The 15,100-nt window shown below is 68.6% G+C and carries 12 protein-coding genes; 9 read left to right on the forward strand and 3 right to left on the reverse strand.

The genetic code is table 11. From position 1 onward, the window contains the following. Positions 1-135: 135 nt before the first annotated feature. The gene (locus ABE422_RS04680; RefSeq protein ID WP_313210599.1) at positions 136-2,403 is read left to right on the forward strand and encodes a TonB-dependent receptor; all 2,268 of its coding nucleotides are present in this window, start codon (positions 136-138) and stop codon (positions 2,401-2,403) included. A gap of 217 nt (positions 2,404-2,620) precedes the next feature. On the opposite strand, the gene ABE422_RS04685 is transcribed toward ABE422_RS04680, so the two are convergent. Then, entirely contained in the window at positions 2,621-3,469 is an 849-nt protein-coding gene (locus ABE422_RS04685; RefSeq protein WP_313210601.1) for a phosphatase PAP2 family protein, read from the reverse strand. A gap of 304 nt (positions 3,470-3,773) precedes the next feature. Here ABE422_RS04685 and ABE422_RS04690 point away from each other — a divergent pair, with 304 nt between their 5' ends. Next, positions 3,774-4,607, forward strand: a complete 834-nt coding sequence (locus ABE422_RS04690; RefSeq protein WP_313210650.1) for a hypothetical protein — start codon at positions 3,774-3,776, stop codon at positions 4,605-4,607. 14 nt (positions 4,608-4,621) lie between these two features. Further along, positions 4,622-5,827, forward strand: coding sequence for a DUF4785 domain-containing protein (locus ABE422_RS04695; RefSeq protein WP_346482573.1), 1,206 nt, complete (start codon positions 4,622-4,624; stop codon positions 5,825-5,827). A 10-nt stretch (positions 5,828-5,837) separates the two neighbouring features. On the opposite strand, the gene ABE422_RS04700 is transcribed toward ABE422_RS04695, so the two are convergent. Further along, complete coding sequence (locus ABE422_RS04700) at positions 5,838-6,668, reverse strand: ATP-binding cassette domain-containing protein (protein WP_313210605.1); 831 nt, start codon at positions 6,666-6,668, stop codon at positions 5,838-5,840. Between the two features lie 150 nt (positions 6,669-6,818). On the opposite strand from ABE422_RS04700, the gene ABE422_RS04705 reads away from it, so the two are divergent. From ABE422_RS04705 to ABE422_RS04730, 6 genes are all read left to right on the forward strand, one after another. Continuing rightward, positions 6,819-8,021 (forward strand): fatty acid desaturase, encoded by a 1,203-nt coding sequence (locus tag ABE422_RS04705; protein ID WP_123730986.1) that lies wholly within the window; start codon positions 6,819-6,821, stop codon positions 8,019-8,021. Between the two features lie 3 nt (positions 8,022-8,024). Beyond that, positions 8,025-8,402 (forward strand): hypothetical protein, encoded by a 378-nt coding sequence (locus tag ABE422_RS04710; RefSeq protein ID WP_346482574.1) that lies wholly within the window; start codon positions 8,025-8,027, stop codon positions 8,400-8,402. 74 nt (positions 8,403-8,476) lie between these two features. Continuing rightward, positions 8,477-9,289, forward strand: a complete 813-nt coding sequence (mutM, locus tag ABE422_RS04715; RefSeq protein WP_313210611.1) for a bifunctional DNA-formamidopyrimidine glycosylase/DNA-(apurinic or apyrimidinic site) lyase — start codon at positions 8,477-8,479, stop codon at positions 9,287-9,289. A gap of 65 nt (positions 9,290-9,354) precedes the next feature. Then, entirely contained in the window at positions 9,355-9,918 is a 564-nt protein-coding gene (locus ABE422_RS04720) for an ECF-type sigma factor (RefSeq protein ID WP_313210613.1), read from the forward strand. Between the two features lie 30 nt (positions 9,919-9,948). Next, entirely contained in the window at positions 9,949-12,792 is a 2,844-nt protein-coding gene (locus tag ABE422_RS04725) for a protein kinase (RefSeq protein WP_346482575.1), read from the forward strand. A gap of 79 nt (positions 12,793-12,871) precedes the next feature. Then, positions 12,872-14,473, forward strand: a complete 1,602-nt coding sequence (locus tag ABE422_RS04730; RefSeq protein ID WP_313210617.1) for a glucan biosynthesis protein D — start codon at positions 12,872-12,874, stop codon at positions 14,471-14,473. On the opposite strand, the gene ABE422_RS04735 is transcribed toward ABE422_RS04730, so the two are convergent. Continuing rightward, a complete protein-coding gene (locus ABE422_RS04735; RefSeq protein WP_313210619.1) occupies positions 14,474-15,094 on the reverse strand; it encodes a thymidine kinase in 621 nt (206 codons plus the stop codon). It lies immediately after the preceding gene. Positions 15,095-15,100: the final 6 nt, after the last annotated feature.

Here is a 15,100-nt window from a genome sequence, read left to right on the forward strand (position 1 = left end):
AGGCCGCGACGGCCGTCACAACGCGCGTGCCCGGCAGGGCGTAATGAATAGCGGTTGTTTGCGGCTCTGTTGCTGTACTGCAACAATTGTCTGGTAGCGCCGGTCCACCACCCCTCCCAACACAGCCTAAACGCCATGTTCCCGAACCGCACTGCCCACGGCCGTTTCCCGTCCGTGCACCCGCTCGTTGTCGCCCTTGCCGCCCTGCTGCCATTGACGGCCGCAGCCCAGGACGCCCCCGCCGCCAAGGATCCGGTCGCCCTCGATACGCTGCAGGTCACGGCGCAACGCCGCGTCGAAAACGCCAAGGACGTGCCGGTCTCGATCTCGGCCATCCAGGGTGAAAAGCTCGACGTGCTCGGTTCGGCCGGCGATGACATCCGCTTCCTGTCGGCGCGTGTGCCCAGCCTGAACATTGAATCGTCCTACGGTCGTGCCTTCCCGCGGTTCTACATCCGCGGCCTGGGCAACACCGATTTCGACCTCAATGCCTCGCAGCCGGTCTCGCTGGTGTATGACGATGTGGTGCAGGAAAGCCCGCTGCTGAAGGGCTTCCCGCTGTTCGACCTGGCCGGTGTGGAAGTGCTGCGCGGCCCGCAGGGCACGCTGTTCGGCCGCAACACCCCGGCCGGCGTGGTGAAATTCGATTCGGCGCGTCCCTCGCAGGATGCCGACGGCTACATCAAGGTCGCCTACGGCAGCTACAACACCTGGAACACGCAGGGCGCCTACGGCGGCCCGTTGACCGACCGCTGGTCGGCGCGCGTGTCCGCGCTGTACCAGCGCCGCGACGACTGGGTCACCAACACCCGCCAGGGCGCCCCGGCGCAGGGCTTCGAGGGCTATGACGAAGCCGCCGCCCGCGTGCAGTTCCTGTACGAAGGCGACGATGTCGAAGCACTGTTCAACCTGCACAAGCGCAAGCTCAACGGCACCGCGCGCCTGTTCCGCGCCAACATCCTCAAGCCGGGCACCAACCAGCTGGTCGAGAACTTCGACCGCGATGAAGTCTCCACCGATGGCCAGAACTTCTCCGACCTGGAAACCTGGGGCGGCAGCGCGCGCCTGAAGTGGGATCTGGGCCGCGTGACGCTGCACTCGATCACCGGTTACGAGACCGCCGAATCGCTGAACCACGGCGACATCGACGGCGGCTACGGTGCCAGCTTCCTGGGCGCCGGCAACTACGGCCCGGGCAACATCCCGTTCGCCTCCGAATCGGCCGATGGCCTGCCGCACCACCGCCAGTGGACCCAGGAATTCCGCGTGGAATCCAATGAGTGGGGCCGCTTCGACTGGCAGGCCGGCGTGTTCTACTTCGATGAAGATGTCACCATCGACAGCTTCAACTACGACTCGCTGACCCCGGGCAATCCGCAGACTGGTCACGCCGTGCAGCAGCAGCGCAACAAGGCGTGGGCCGCGTTCGCCTCCGGCGATTTTGACGTGACCGAGCGCTTCAAGCTGCGCGGTGGCGTGCGCTACACGCAGGACAAGAAGGACTTCAGCGCCAGCGTGCTGCAGGCCGTGCCGTTCGGCACCCCGGTCAGCGGCCCGTACATCGCCAGGACCGACGTCAACGACGTCAGCTGGGACCTGAGCGGCGTCTACCAGATCACCGACAACCTCAACGCGTATGCCCGCGTGGCCAAGGGCTTCCGCGCGCCGTCGATCCAGGGCCGCCTGGCCTTTGGTGGCGTCTCGCAGGCGGATTCGGAGAAGGTGATCTCGTACGAGGCCGGCATCAAGGCCGACCTGTTCGATCGTCGCGCGCGCCTGGGCTTCAACGTGTTCCGCTACAACGTTGATGGCCAGCAGCTGATCGCCGTGGGTGGCACCAACAACACCGCGACCCTGCTCAATGCCGACAAGACCCTCGGCCAGGGCGCCGAGCTCGACTTCGAAGCCTACCTGACCGACCACGTGCTGCTGACCCTGGGCAGCAGCTACAACGACACCGAGATCAAGGACAAGGATCTGGCGGTGGCGATCTGTGGCGGCGGCTGCACCATCACCGACCCGACCACGGTCATCGATGGCGGCACTTACGCACTGGTCAACGGCAACCCGCTGCCGCAGGCGCCGAAGTGGATCCACAACCTGACGTTGCGCGCCGGCTTCCCGGTCAACGATGCCAGCGAGTTCTACGTCTACACCGACTGGGCCTACCGCAGCGAAGTGAACTTCTTCCTGTACGAGTCGCCGGAGTTCCGCAGCCGCTCCTCGCTGGAAGGTGGCCTGCGCCTGGGCTACAACTGGGATTACGGCCAGTACGACGTGGCCGTGTACGGCCGCAACCTGACCGACCAGGTCCGCGTGGTGGGCGCAATCGACTTCAACAACCTGACCGGCTTCCTCAACGAGCCGCGTACGTTCGGTCTGGAGTTCACCGCGAAGTTCTGATCCACGACATGCGGTAGGTGCCCACCGTTGGTGGGCACGCCCCTGAAACGAAAACGGCGCGGAGAAATCCGCGCCGTTTTTCGTCCTGCGAGGTAGAGCCGACCGTTGGTCGGCTGCCCCAATCGCGTTACAGCTCTGCTGCCTGTCGATCGGCGTCGTGAGGAGCCGGCCAGCGGCCGGCACTACCAGCAACGCAACTCCACCGACACGCGGTGTCTTACAGCGCGCTGGCCGGCCGCACCTTCAACACCGCTTCTTCAGTCGCGCAATCCCGTGCCGAATGCAGCCCCGCCTTGCGTGCCGCCACGATTTCCTTGCGTGCAGCCAGCAGGTCGCTGTTGAAGGCGGCATTGTCATGCAGGCGTGCCACAGCAGCAGCGCCCATGAAACGGCCTTCCAGAATGTCGCTCTGCCAATGCACGTTGCAGACCAGGCGGCTCTCGCCGTAGTTGCGGCCGCGTGCCTGGATCGCATCGGCGCGGTCCGGGGCGATCTCCGAGAGGATCAGGGCCCAGGCCCAGCCGATCGAGGTGTGGCCGGACGGATAGGAGCCGTTGCCGCGCAGGTCCTGCTCGTCTTCCGGCGAACAGGTCGGTTCGTTGTTGACCATGAACGGCCGCGCGCGCTGGTAGTGCTTCTTCGCCGTGCGGGTGGCCGCGCTGGCATCGATCCGGCTGCGTTCGAGCAGGCGGTACAGGGCCGGCGTCTTCACCGCATCCACGTCGACATCGATCGCGCACGAGAACTGGTTGGCACCGGCCGGGAAGGCGAGTTCGGCGTCGCGGTGGGCCTGTTCGAAGCGCGGGCTGCCGCGCAGGGCACGGGCTTCACGGCTGACCTGTTCGTCCAGTGCGAAGCTGGCCGAACCGGCGGCCGGCGGTGCCGGTACCAGTGCCAGGCTGTCCGGCACGGCCGTGCTCTGCAGGTAGCCGACCGCCTTGGTGGTGACCGAGGCTTCCACCGCCGTGGTGCGCGGCGCGGCCGTTGACGAACAGCCGGCGAGGGCGGCGAGCAGGGCGGTCACCAGCAGCGGGCGAACGGCAGCAGAGCGCAGGGACGACGACATCGGCAGGTCTCGGAGAGGGGGAGCCGCATGATCGCAGCTTCCTCTGGCAACGACAGCGGCCGTTCGTCATCCGGCCAGATCCGGCATGGCCGTGCCCCGGATGACGGAAACCCGCGACTGGTTCACGGATTTCATGGGTCGCACGACATAGCGTCATCGCAGGCGCCATCGATCGTCATATCTCCATGGATATATGCACCCCATGGCAACGCGGCAGCGCCGTCATCAGGGGGATCACCTGCAAGGAGACAGCGGATGCGAAGCAACGCGGGAAGGTGGGGTGGCGGTCTCGCCCTTGGGTCTGATGCTGGCGTGCGGCACCACGCACGCGGCCGATGTGGTGGGCGTGGCGTTCGTGCACGGCACCGGCAAGCAGACCGACGCACGTACGGACTACTGGCAGCCGGGCATCATCGACACCGTGCGCCAGGGGCTGCCCAACAGCAGCAACTACACGGTCATCAACTGTGATTTCGAACAGTACATGTGGACGCCCGAGGCGGCGGGTTGCCTGGCCGGGCAGCTGACCACCTTCATCAACAGCAAGGGCATCACCAAACTGGTGGTGATCACCCATTCCAACGGCGGCAACGTGGTGCGCTGGATCCTCTCCAACCCCACGTATGACAGCCGCTATCCGAAGATCATCCAGACGGTCAGCAAGGTCACTGCGCTGGCGCCGTCCTCGGCCGGCACGCCACTCGCCGACGCGGTGCTCAACGGCAACGTGTTCGAAACTTCGGTGGGCTGGCTGCTGGGCTACAAGAGCGATGCCGTGCGGCAGCAGCAGGTGGGCCACATGGCCACCTACAACGCGCAGAACCTGTACGGCACCGCCGGCCGCCCTGCGTTGCCCAAGCCGTTCCGCGCGGTGGTCGGCTCGGATGTGGAATCGGCGGTGTGGGACAGCAACAGCTACTGCGGTGGCTATGCGCAGAACGTGGGCCTGGAGTTCACCCAGAACTGGTTGAACAGCTGCTCGGATGGCTTCCTGGAGTGCAGCAGCCAGAAGGCGGCCGGTACGACCTGGTTCACCGACACGCAGCGCACCCGGGGCGCCGAGCCGCTCAGCCACAACCAGAGCCGGCGCGAGTGCTTCGGCCTGGGCACGATCCTGCGCAACGACCTGACCCTGTGAGGAGCCTCCCGATGATGCGACAGACGACGATCGCGGTGGCCCTGCTCGCCGCCCTGGCAGCCTTGCCATTGCAGGCGGCACAACCGTTGCTGGCCGCCCGCGCCAGCGACCAGGTCCCGCGTGCGGTGGAGCGTGCGCCCCTGCCGGCCGGACCGGTGGAGCGGGCACCGCTGAGCTTTGCGTGGGCGCTGGATCCCGCCCAGGCACTGGCCGCTGCGCCGGCCTTCATGGCCAGCAGCCGCAGCTACTGGGAGATGGTGGACGCGCCGGCGCTGCAGCAGGGCCTGGCCTTGCCGCTGACCGCGCCCGACGCGGTGATCCAGCTCAGTCCGGTGCAGGGCGCGCGTGCGCTGGATACCACCCAATGGCAGGTGCGTGACCCGGCCGGTGCGCTGGCGGTGGCCCAGGTGGTCGATGAGCAGCAACTGCGCGCGGCCGGGATGTCGGTCGGCACGGGCACGGCCATGGTCCGCACGGGCACCACATCGGCGGTCGGCAGCTACCGGCTGCAGAGCACACAGGCCCAGGGCCGCTACGTGGTGCAGGTGCTGGAACCCAACAGCCCGATCGCCCTGCAGCTGCAGGCGAGCAGCGAACGGGTGCTCGCCGGGGGCACGCTGGCGCTGAGCGCGCGTCTGGTCAACGACGGTGGCGCGGCTGCGGCACGGCCCGCCCGTGCCAGTACGCGGCCGCTGCCGGCCGTGGGCGAGGCCCTGCTGGTGGCGCCGGATGGCCGCAGCTGGCCGGTGCCGCTGGTCGCCGCCAAAGACGGTCTACGTGCCCAGGTGACGGTGCCGCAGGACATCGGCACGGCGCAGGGGCTGTGGGAGCTGCAGGCGTTCGTCAGTGCCGACGGCGTGCAGCGCGATGCCAAGGTGGCGTTTGCGGTGGCGCAGCCGACGGCGCGCTTCCAGGGCCAGGTCGAGGCGGATGCCAGCCGCCGCGAGGTGCGCCTGCCGTTGCAGATCGGTGCGCCCGGCCGCTACGAGGCGCGCGGTACGCTGTATGCCACCGGCCCGGACGGGACGCTGCGGCCCGTCGCGCAGGCACACAGTGCGGCGTGGTTCGCGACGGCAGGGGCGGGTGAGCTGCGCCTGCCGTTCGCCAGCGTGGCGTTGCCGAGTGGCTATGCCGCCCCGTTCGAAGTGCGCGACCTGCAGTTGCAGGACCAGAGCCGGATGGCACCGATCGAATCGCGTGCGGTGGCGGTGAGGTTCTAGGCTGCGTGACCTAACCCGCGAACGCACTCAATCGGCCGGCCTGATCCACCACCCGGATCGGGCCGCCGAACAGCTCGGACAACGGTGCATCGCGCAGCAGCTCCGCGCGCGGGCCGTCAGCGAGAATCTTGCCGCCGCGCAGCATCACCACCCGCTCGATCTCAGGGATGATCTCCTCGATGTGATGAGTGACCAGCACCAGGGTGATGCCCTGGCGGGCGAGCTCGCGCATGGTGGCGATCAGCTGCTCGCGCGCGATCAGGTCCAGCCCGGTGGAGGGTTCATCCAGCAGCAGGGCCTGCGGGCGGTTCACCAGCGCCCGGGCGATCAGCACGCGCCGGGTTTCCCCGGCCGAGAGTTCGGCATAGCCGCGCTGCAGCAGCGGCAGGGCACCGGTCATGGCCAGGGTTTCACGGGCGCGCTCGCGCATCTCCGGGCTCACCTCGCGGAAGGCCGGCACCACGAAGCTGGCGAAGAAGCCGGTCAGCACCGCCTCTTCCACGGTCAGCCCGGGCATGTCGGAAAGGTTGCTGCTCAGGTCGCCGGTGACGATGCCCAGCTGCGAGCGCAGCCGGTCCACCTGCCAGCGGTTCTGGCCGAGCACGCGCACCGCCACCGTGCCATCACCGTGCGCCAGCGGGTACAGCTCGCGGGTGATCAGTTTGATGAAGGACGACTTGCCGCAGCCATTGGGGCCGAGCAACGCGGTGTGCTGGCCCTGTTCGATGCGCAGGCTGAGATCGTGCAGGACCCGGACCTGGCCGCGGATGACACAGGCGCGGTCGAGCTCGATCAGGGGGACGGGGGAGGCCGGCACCGCCGGTGAGGCTGCGACTGTCATGAATGCGGGGGCATGCTCACGAAGGTAAGGGGAGAACTGAATGACTGCGCAAAAATGGCATCGAAGGGATGAAGTTTGCAACGTCTGGCCCCATCATGTCCGAAGGTATCCCTGTTTCCTTGACGGCCGACTGCGGCCCGGAGTCCTGCGATGTTCGATACGCTCCTCAACTTCCTGACCGGCGGTGTCGTCGGCCTCGGCTGGTGGGGCATGGGTCTGGTGCTGCTGGTGTTCACCCAGCTGACCATCTTTGCCGTGACGCTGTATCTGCACCGCAGCCAGGCGCACCGGGGGGTGGATTTCCACCCGGTGATCGCGCACTTCTTCCGCTTCTGGACCTGGCTCACCACCTCCATGATCACCAAGGAGTGGGTGGCGATCCATCGCAAGCACCACGCCAAGGTGGAAACCGATGAAGACCCGCACAGCCCGGTGACCAAGGGCATCGGCATGGTGTTCTGGCGGGGCGTGGAGTTGTACCGCGAGGCCCGCGCGATGCGCGCGGACATCGAGCAGTACGGCCGCGGTGCTCCGGATGACTGGATCGAGCGTCACCTGTACACCCCGCACGCCAATCTCGGCCCGGTCGCGCTGCTGGTGATCAACAGCGTGCTGTTCGGCCTGCCCGGCGTGGCCCTGTGGGCGATCCAGATGGCCTGGATCCCGTTCTGGGCCGCCGGCGTCATCAATGGCCTGGGCCACTGGTGGGGCTACCGCAACTTCGAATCGGCCGACACCTCCACCAATCTGACGCCGTGGGCGTTCTGGGTGGGCGGCGAAGAGCTGCACAACAACCACCATGCCTTCCCGAGCTCGGCGCGCTTCTCGATGCGCCGCTGGGAGTTCGACATCGGCTGGGCGGTGATCCGCGGCCTGCAGGCGGTGCGTCTGGCCAAGGTGCTGCGCGTGGCGCCGAGCATGGACGTGCGCCCGAACATCGCCGTGCCGGATGCGGAAACCCTCAAGGCCCTGCTGTCGCATCGCTTCCAGGCGATGACCGATTACCAGCGCAACGTATTCGTGCCGGCCCTGCGCGAAGAGGCCGCGATGGCCGGCGCCAAGCTGCGCAAGCTGCTGCCGCGCCGCATGCGCCGCGGGCTGGTCAACGACGGCCGCTGGCTCAAGCCGGATTGCCGCGCCCAGCTCAGCACGTGGGTCGAGCAGCGCCCGCGGATCCGCGTGCTGGTCGAACACCGCGCGCGTCTGGCGGCCCTGCTGGAAGCGCGCGGTAATGACGCCGCCGAGCGCTTGAAGCTGCTGCAGGCCTGGTGCCATGAAGCCGAAGCCAGTGGCATCGCCGCGCTGCAGAACTACGCCGCGCGCCTGAAAGGCTACGCACTGACGGCGCACTGATCGATGCGCTTCCCAATCGGGAACGTCTCCGCGAAACGCCGCCTTGTGCGGCGTTTCGCGTGTCTGGGCCTGGCCGTGGGCCTGCTCGGCGCGACGGCACAGGCGCAGGTCACGGATACCGGCAGCTACCTGCAGCGCATGGACACCGACGGCGACGGCCGGGTCAGCGAGGAGGAATACGTGCAGTGGCTGCTGTACGCCTTTGACCGCATGGACCGCAACGGCGATGGCGTGCTCAGCGCCGATGAGCTGCCCGGTGGCAAAGGCCCGTCGATCACGCGGGAGCAGCAGCGGCAGACGCTGATCCAGCGGTTCCACAAACAGGATGCGAATGGCGACGGGTATCTGAGTGCGCGCGAGTTGGCTGCGCCGCCGCGCTGAACGTCGCGCCCGGACCGCCGCGAGGCAGCGCCCGCTCTACCGCGGTTCATCGGGGGACGCCTTAGAATCCCCCCATGCCCGAGCTTCCCGAAGTAGAAACCACCCGTCGCGGCCTGGCCCCGCACCTGGAAGGCCGCAACGTCCACGGCGTGATCCTGCGCCGGCCCGACCTGCGCTGGCCAATCCCGCCGGAGATCAGTACGCTGCTCCCCGGGCAGGCCATCCAGGGCGTGCGCCGCCGCGCCAAGTACCTGCTGCTCGACACCGCCATTGGCAGCGCACTGCTGCACCTGGGCATGTCCGGCAGCCTGCGCGTACTGCCCGGCGACACCCCGGTGCGCGCACACGACCACGTCGACATCAGCCTGGACAACGGCCGCCTGCTGCGCTTCAACGACCCGCGCCGGTTCGGCAGCCTGCTCTGGCAGCCGGCCGGGGAGACCCATGAGCTGCTGGCAGCGCTGGGGCCCGAGCCGCTGGATGACGCGTTCGATGGCGACTACCTGTTCGCCCGCAGCCGTGGCCGCAGCGCCTCGGTGAAGACCTTCCTGATGGACCAGGGCATCGTGGTCGGGGTGGGCAACATCTATGCCGCCGAAAGCCTGTTCATGGCCGGGATCAACCCGCTGCGCGAGGCCGGCAAGATCTCCCGCGCGCGCTATCAGCGCCTGGCCGATGCGGTGAAACAGATCCTGGCCTACGCCATCACCCGCGGCGGCACCACCCTGCGCGATTTCATCAATCCGGACGGGGCGCCGGGGTACTTCGAGCAGGAGCTGCTGGTGTACGGGCGTGAAGGCGAGCCCTGCCGCCAGTGCGGCCGGCTGCTCCGCCACGCCACCATCGGCCAGCGCGCCAGCGTCTGGTGCGGGCACTGCCAGCGCTGAATCGTCGCGCGGCTGTCGCCCACCGGGCGGTATAGTCCGCCCAACGTCACCGGCGGGGGTGTGCGATGGACGAAGCACCGGATATCACCGTATGGCTGGATTCGGCCCGGGCGGGCGACCGCGCCGCGCTCGACCGGGTCCTGACCCTGCTCTATCACGAGCTGCACAGCATGGCCCGCCGGCAGCTGGCCGGGCAGCAGGGACGCACCCTGGATGCCACCTCGCTGGTGCACGAGTCCTACCTGAAGCTGCTCGGCTCCCGCGGCGCGGCCCGCTTCGAGGATCGCGCGCATTTCTTCGCCTACGCCGCCTCGGCGATGCGCAGCGTGGTGGTGGATTACGCACGCAACCGGCTCGCGCGCAAGCGCGGCGGTGATCTCAAGCGGGTGGAGCTGCCGGAGAACAGCAGCAGCGGCGTGCGTCTGGATGAAGATCTGCTGGCGCTGGATGTGGCGCTGGCCCAGCTGCATGCGGTGGATGCACACCTGGCCAAGGTGGTGGAACTGCGTTACTTCGCCGGCCTGTCCGAGCAGGAGATTGCGGATCTGTGCCAACGCTCGGAGCGCAGCATCCGCCGCGACTGGCAGAAGGCGCGCATGTTCCTGCTGGCTTCGGTCGGGGAGCCCTGAAAGGCCACGCATCGTCCGGGGAGAGGACCGATGGAGGCGTCACGCTGGCGGCAGTTGTCCTGCCTGCTGGATCAATTGCTGGAACTGCCCGAACCGGCGCGTGAGCAGCGGCTCGCGCGCCTGCGTGTGGAGGATCCGGGCCTGGCCGATGATGTGGAGCGCCTGCTCGCGCATGAGCGCGACAGCCACGAGTTCCTGGCCCAGCCGCTGTGGACCGCCGCGCCGGAGGACAGCCGGGTGGGCACGCGCGTCGGCCCCTACCGCTTGCTCCGGCCCCTCGGCGAGGGCGGGATGGGCGAGGTCTGGCTGGCCGAGCGCGCCGATGGCCTTTATGAGCGCCAGGTCGCGCTGAAGCTGCTGCGCAGCGGCTACGCCGATCCCGGCCTGCGTCAGCGCTTCAGCCGCGAACGCGAGATTCTGGCGCGGCTGCAGCACCCGAACCTGGCCCATCTGCTGGATGCCGGCGTGGATCTGCAGGGGCAGCCTTACCTTGCGCTGGCCTACGTGGAAGGCGAGCCGATCACCGAGCACTGCCAGCGCCTGGCGCTCCCGCTGGAGCGGCGGCTGCAGCTGATGTTGCAGGTCTGCGCGGTGGTCAGCCATGCGCATGCCAACCTGATCGTGCACCGCGACCTCAAGCCCTCCAACATCCTGGTCACGGCCGAGGGCGACGTGAAGCTGCTGGATTTCGGCATCGCCAAGCTGCTCGACGATGACGAGGGCAAACCGCCCGTGCATCCTCCCACCGAAGCGCGGGCGTTCACCCTGCACTACGCCGCGCCGGAACAGGTCCGCGGCGAGCCGGTGTCCACGCTGACCGATGTGTACTCGCTGGGCGTGGTGCTGTTCGAGGTGATCACCGGGCAGAAGCCCTATCGCCTGCGCCGGCACAGCGATGCCGAGTGGGAGCGCTCGATCCTGGAGGTGCAGGCACCGCGCGCCTCGGCCGTCATGGCGCGCGTGGCCGCCGCCGGTGGCGAACAGGCCGGGGCAGCCCGGCGACTGTCGCGGCGCCTGCGCGGCGATCTGGACACCATCCTGCTCAAGGCCCTGCAGAAGGAACCTGCGCAGCGCTACGCCTCGGTGGAAGCCCTGGCCCAGGACCTGCGCCGCTTCCTCGAAGGCCGTCCGATCCACGCGCGCCCGCAGCATGTGGGCTACCGGCTGCGCAAATATCTGGGGCGGCATCGCTGGGGCGTAGCGTTGGGCAGCATGGCCGTGCTGGCGCTGCTCGCATTGGCATTGACTGCGTTGTGGCAGATGCAGCAGGCGCGGCGGGAGATCGCGCGTGCCCAGGCCATGCAGGATTTCACGGTCGGCCTGTTCGATCGCGCCGCCGGCGTGCGCCATGGCAGCTTCGATCTGCGCCAGCTGCTGGCCACCGGTCAGCAACGCGGTGAGGCGGAACTGCGCGATCAACCGCTGTCGCTGGCCGAGCTGGAGGGCGTGATCGGCCGGCTGCGGATCGGCATGGGCGACTACCAGCTGGCGCTGCAGACGCTGGACCGACAACGCGCGCTGCTGGAGGAGGCCGGCGAGGTGCCGCCCACCCTGCAGCTGGAAGCGGTGACCCAGCGCGGCCGTGCGCTGCGCATGCTGGGCCGCTCGCGCGAGTGCGTGACCCACCTCACTCCGATGCAGGCGCTGGCCGCCGAGTACCGCCTGCGGCTGCCGGCGGCCGTGGCCGAGTACCACACCCAACTCGGGCGCTGCCAACAACTTCTGGGGTACCGCGACAACGCCCGCGCTGCCTTCGAACAGGCACAGGTGCTGCGGCGCGATGTACTGCGCGATACCCCCGGCACCTCCGAGAGCCTGGCCGACCTGGCCGCACTGGACAGCGACGATGGCCGCGCCCCGGCGGCACTGGCCGGCTACCGGCAAGCGCTGCAGCTGCTGCAGGCCGGTGACACCGTGCGGTATCCCCAGTTGATCGCGCTGCGCCGGCACATGGGCGAGACGCTGGCTGCGCAGGGCGATCTGGACGCGGCCGAGCGGGCCCTGAAGATCGCCAGTGCCGATGCGGTGGGCATGTATGGGCCGGATCACCCGGAAACCCTGTCGATCCGTCGCTTGCGTGCCCTGCTGGCGATGCAGCGCGGTGATCTTGAGCAGGCCCAGACCCAGCTGCAGCAGGTCCATCACCTGACCCGGCAGGCCCTGGGCGAGCAACACCGCGACACCGGGCTGACCTGGCACGCGCTGGGCCGGTTGGCACTGGAGCGCGGTGACAGCACCGTGGCGATCGATGACTTCGCCCGGGCGGTGGCGATCTGGCGGCAACCCGACTGCGTGGGGCTGCTGCCGCAGGGCCTGTATGACTTGGGCGAAGCCTTGGCCCAGGCGGGGCGCTGGCAGGCGGCGCTGGCTGCCCTGCATGAGGGCCGGCAGTGGCAGGCGGCGCAACGGGGCGACGACGATGCGTCCGTGCAGCAGGCGGATCGGCGCATGGCCGAACTGGTCAGCGCCTACGGCGACCCGCATCAGGCCGGCGAGCAACTGGCGGCGCTGATGCGCCGGGTGGACCGGGCGGGTCCGTCCAGCCCGGCGCTGCAGCGCGCGCTGCAACTGGCCTGGGGCCGCAATCTGGGCCGCATGGGCCAGGCCGTGGAAGCACGCCGCGCGCTGGCCCCGTTGCTGGTGGGCGACGCCGCCGATCAGGGCAGCCGCGTCCTGCGCTGGCGCGCCCGCGCCGCGATGGCGGAGCTGGACTGCACGAGCGCACCGGCGCGTGCGCGTGAGGCGCTGGGGCAGCTGCAGCAGGAGCTGCAGGCACAGTGGCCGCAGGGCGGGCAGCTGCTGCAGGAGGTGAACCAGATGCGGCAGGCATGCGCACCGGCGCAGGTCGCGGCCGCCCCTGAGCACGCTGGCTGAACGCCGCCGCGCATTCACCTCGGCGAATTAACGTCTGCGTGCCTATGATGGCCGGCCCTCCCTTGCCATCGCTGCCTGCATGCAACGACGCGACTTCCTCCGCAATGCCTCCGTGGCCCTGGCCGCCTTCGGCCTGCCTGCACTGCCGGCGTGTGCCGCGCAGGGCAACCAGGTCGGCCTGCGCCGGCTGGGCGAGCCGCAGCCGTTCGATTTCGCCTCGCTGAAGGGGCAGGCCCGCGCGCTGTCCCAGGCTGCCTACCAGAGCCATAAGCGCACCCTGCCGGGTCCGGTCGAAGCGCTGGACTGGGATCAGTACCAGTCGATCCAGTACCGCCAGGATCACGCGCTGTGGGCCGACCAGCCCGGTCGCTACCAGGCCAAGTTCTTCCACCTCGGCCTGTACTTCCACTCGCCGGTGCGGATGTTCGACGTGACCGACGGCAAGGCGCAGGAGCTGGCCTACGACGGCGCCGCGTTCGACTACGGCAAGAGTGGCCTGAAGGGCAGCCATCTGCCGGCCGACCTGGGCTTTGCCGGTTTCCGTCTCAACACCCGCAAGGACACCGACCGCGACTTCGCCGCATTCCTGGGGGCCAGCTATTTCCGCGCAGTCGGCAAAGAGGGCCAGTACGGCCAGTCCGCGCGCGGTCTGGCGATCGATACCGGCACGGGCAAGCCCGAGGAGTTCCCGGATTTCATCGCCTATTACCTCGAGCAGCCGGCGGCCGACTCCAACACGCTGGTGGTGTACGCCCTGCTGGATTCGCCGAGCACCACCGGCGCCTACCGCTTTGCGATCACCAACGGCGATGTGCTGCTGATGGACATCGACTGCGCGCTGTACCCGCGCAAGGCGATCGAGCGGCTCGGCATCGCCCCGTGCACCAGCATGTACCAGGTGGGCGAGAACGACCGCCGCATGGCCTGGGACTGGCGCCCGGAGATCCACGATACCGACGGCCTGTCGATGTGGACCGGGGCCGGTGAATGGATCTGGCGGCCGCTGTGCAACCCGTACCACCTGCGCTTCAACATGTTCGTGGACAACAACCCGCGCGGCTTCGGCCTGCTCCAGCGCGACCGCAATTTCGATCACTACCAGGACGACGGCGTCTTCTACGAGAAGCGCCCGTGCCTGTGGGTGGAACCGAAGGGGCAGTGGGGCAAGGGCTCGGTGCAGCTGGTCGAAATCCCGACCGTGGATGAAACCTTCGACAACATCGTGGCGTTCTGGAATCCCGAGGCCAAGCCGCAGCCGGGCCAGGAGCTGCTGCTCGGCTACCGCCTGTACTGGGGCGCCGAGCCGCCGGCGCGTACGCCGCTGGCACACTGCGTGGCCAGCCGCACCGGCCTGGGCGGGGTGATCGGCAAGCGGCGCGAGTACTTCTCCTGGCGCTTCGCGGTCGATTTCGAAGGCGGCGAACTGGCCGCGTTGATCGACAAGGGTGAGGTGGAAGCCGTGGTCCAGGTCAGCCGTGGCCGCACCGAGATCGTTTCGGCCCGCCCGCTGCGCGAGATCAAGGGCTACCGCGCCATGTTCGATCTGGTGCCGCCAGACGATTCCACCGAGCAGATCGACATCCGCCTGTACCTGCGCAGTGGCGGCAAGACGCTGACCGAAACCTGGCTGTACCAGTACAGCCCGCCGCCGAAGGGTGCGCCGGAGCGCACGTTGTACTGATCAAAGCGGCAGTGGGGCCTGTGCCGGGTCGATTCTTCCCTCGCCGCGCGTGATCTTCTTGAACTCCGCGCGGCTCACCGACACATAGCGCTCGTTGCCGCCGATCTCCACCTGCGGCCCGTCCTGCACCGCGTGGCCGTGCTCGTCCACGCGCACGGTCATCGTGGCCTTCTTGCCGCTGTGGCAGATCGTCTTGATCTCCTGCATCTCGTCGGCCCAGGCCAGCAGGTACTGGCTGCCTTCGAACAGCTCGCCGCGGAAATCGGTGCGCAGGCCGTAGCACAGCACCGGGATGCGCATCTGGTCGACCACCTCGCTGAGCTGCCAGACCTGGCTGCGGGTCAGGAACTGCGCCTCATCGACGAGGACGCAGCCCAGCAGGCCGTGCGTGGCGATGTCCTCGGCGATCAGCTGCTGCAGGTCGGTGTCCTGCTGGAACGCGATCCCGTCGGCCTTCAGGCCGATCCGCGAGGCCACCACGCCGCGCCCGGCGCGATCATCCAGCCGTGGGGTCAGGATGGCCACGCGCATGCCCCGCTCGCGGTAGTTGTGCGCCGACTGCAGCAGGGTGGTGGTCTTGCCGGCGTTCATCGCCGAATAATAGAAATAGAGCTTGGCCATGCCGGG

Source organism: Stenotrophomonas sp. TWI1151 (assembly GCF_039673135.1).
GTDB lineage: Bacteria > Pseudomonadota > Gammaproteobacteria > Xanthomonadales > Xanthomonadaceae > Stenotrophomonas.

Bases quoted from the DNA above. Each gene is read 5' to 3' on its own strand.
- ABE422_RS04680 (WP_313210599.1), top strand. From the start codon at position 136: ATGTTCCCGAACCGCACTGCCCACGGCCGTTTCCCGTCCGTGCACCCG.
- ABE422_RS04685 (WP_313210601.1), bottom strand. From the start codon at position 3,469: ATGTCGTCGTCCCTGCGCTCTGCTGCCGTTCGCCCGCTGCTGGTGACC.
- ABE422_RS04690 (WP_313210650.1), top strand. From the start codon at position 3,774: ATGCTGGCGTGCGGCACCACGCACGCGGCCGATGTGGTGGGCGTGGCG.
- ABE422_RS04695 (WP_346482573.1), top strand. From the start codon at position 4,622: ATGCGACAGACGACGATCGCGGTGGCCCTGCTCGCCGCCCTGGCAGCC.
- ABE422_RS04700 (WP_313210605.1), bottom strand. From the start codon at position 6,668: ATGACAGTCGCAGCCTCACCGGCGGTGCCGGCCTCCCCCGTCCCCCTG.
- ABE422_RS04705 (WP_123730986.1), top strand. From the start codon at position 6,819: ATGTTCGATACGCTCCTCAACTTCCTGACCGGCGGTGTCGTCGGCCTC.
- ABE422_RS04710 (WP_346482574.1), top strand. From the start codon at position 8,025: ATGCGCTTCCCAATCGGGAACGTCTCCGCGAAACGCCGCCTTGTGCGG.
- mutM (WP_313210611.1), top strand. From the start codon at position 8,477: ATGCCCGAGCTTCCCGAAGTAGAAACCACCCGTCGCGGCCTGGCCCCG.
- ABE422_RS04720 (WP_313210613.1), top strand. From the start codon at position 9,355: ATGGACGAAGCACCGGATATCACCGTATGGCTGGATTCGGCCCGGGCG.
- ABE422_RS04725 (WP_346482575.1), top strand. From the start codon at position 9,949: ATGGAGGCGTCACGCTGGCGGCAGTTGTCCTGCCTGCTGGATCAATTG.
- ABE422_RS04730 (WP_313210617.1), top strand. From the start codon at position 12,872: ATGCAACGACGCGACTTCCTCCGCAATGCCTCCGTGGCCCTGGCCGCC.
- ABE422_RS04735 (WP_313210619.1), bottom strand. From the start codon at position 15,094: ATGGCCAAGCTCTATTTCTATTATTCGGCGATGAACGCCGGCAAGACC.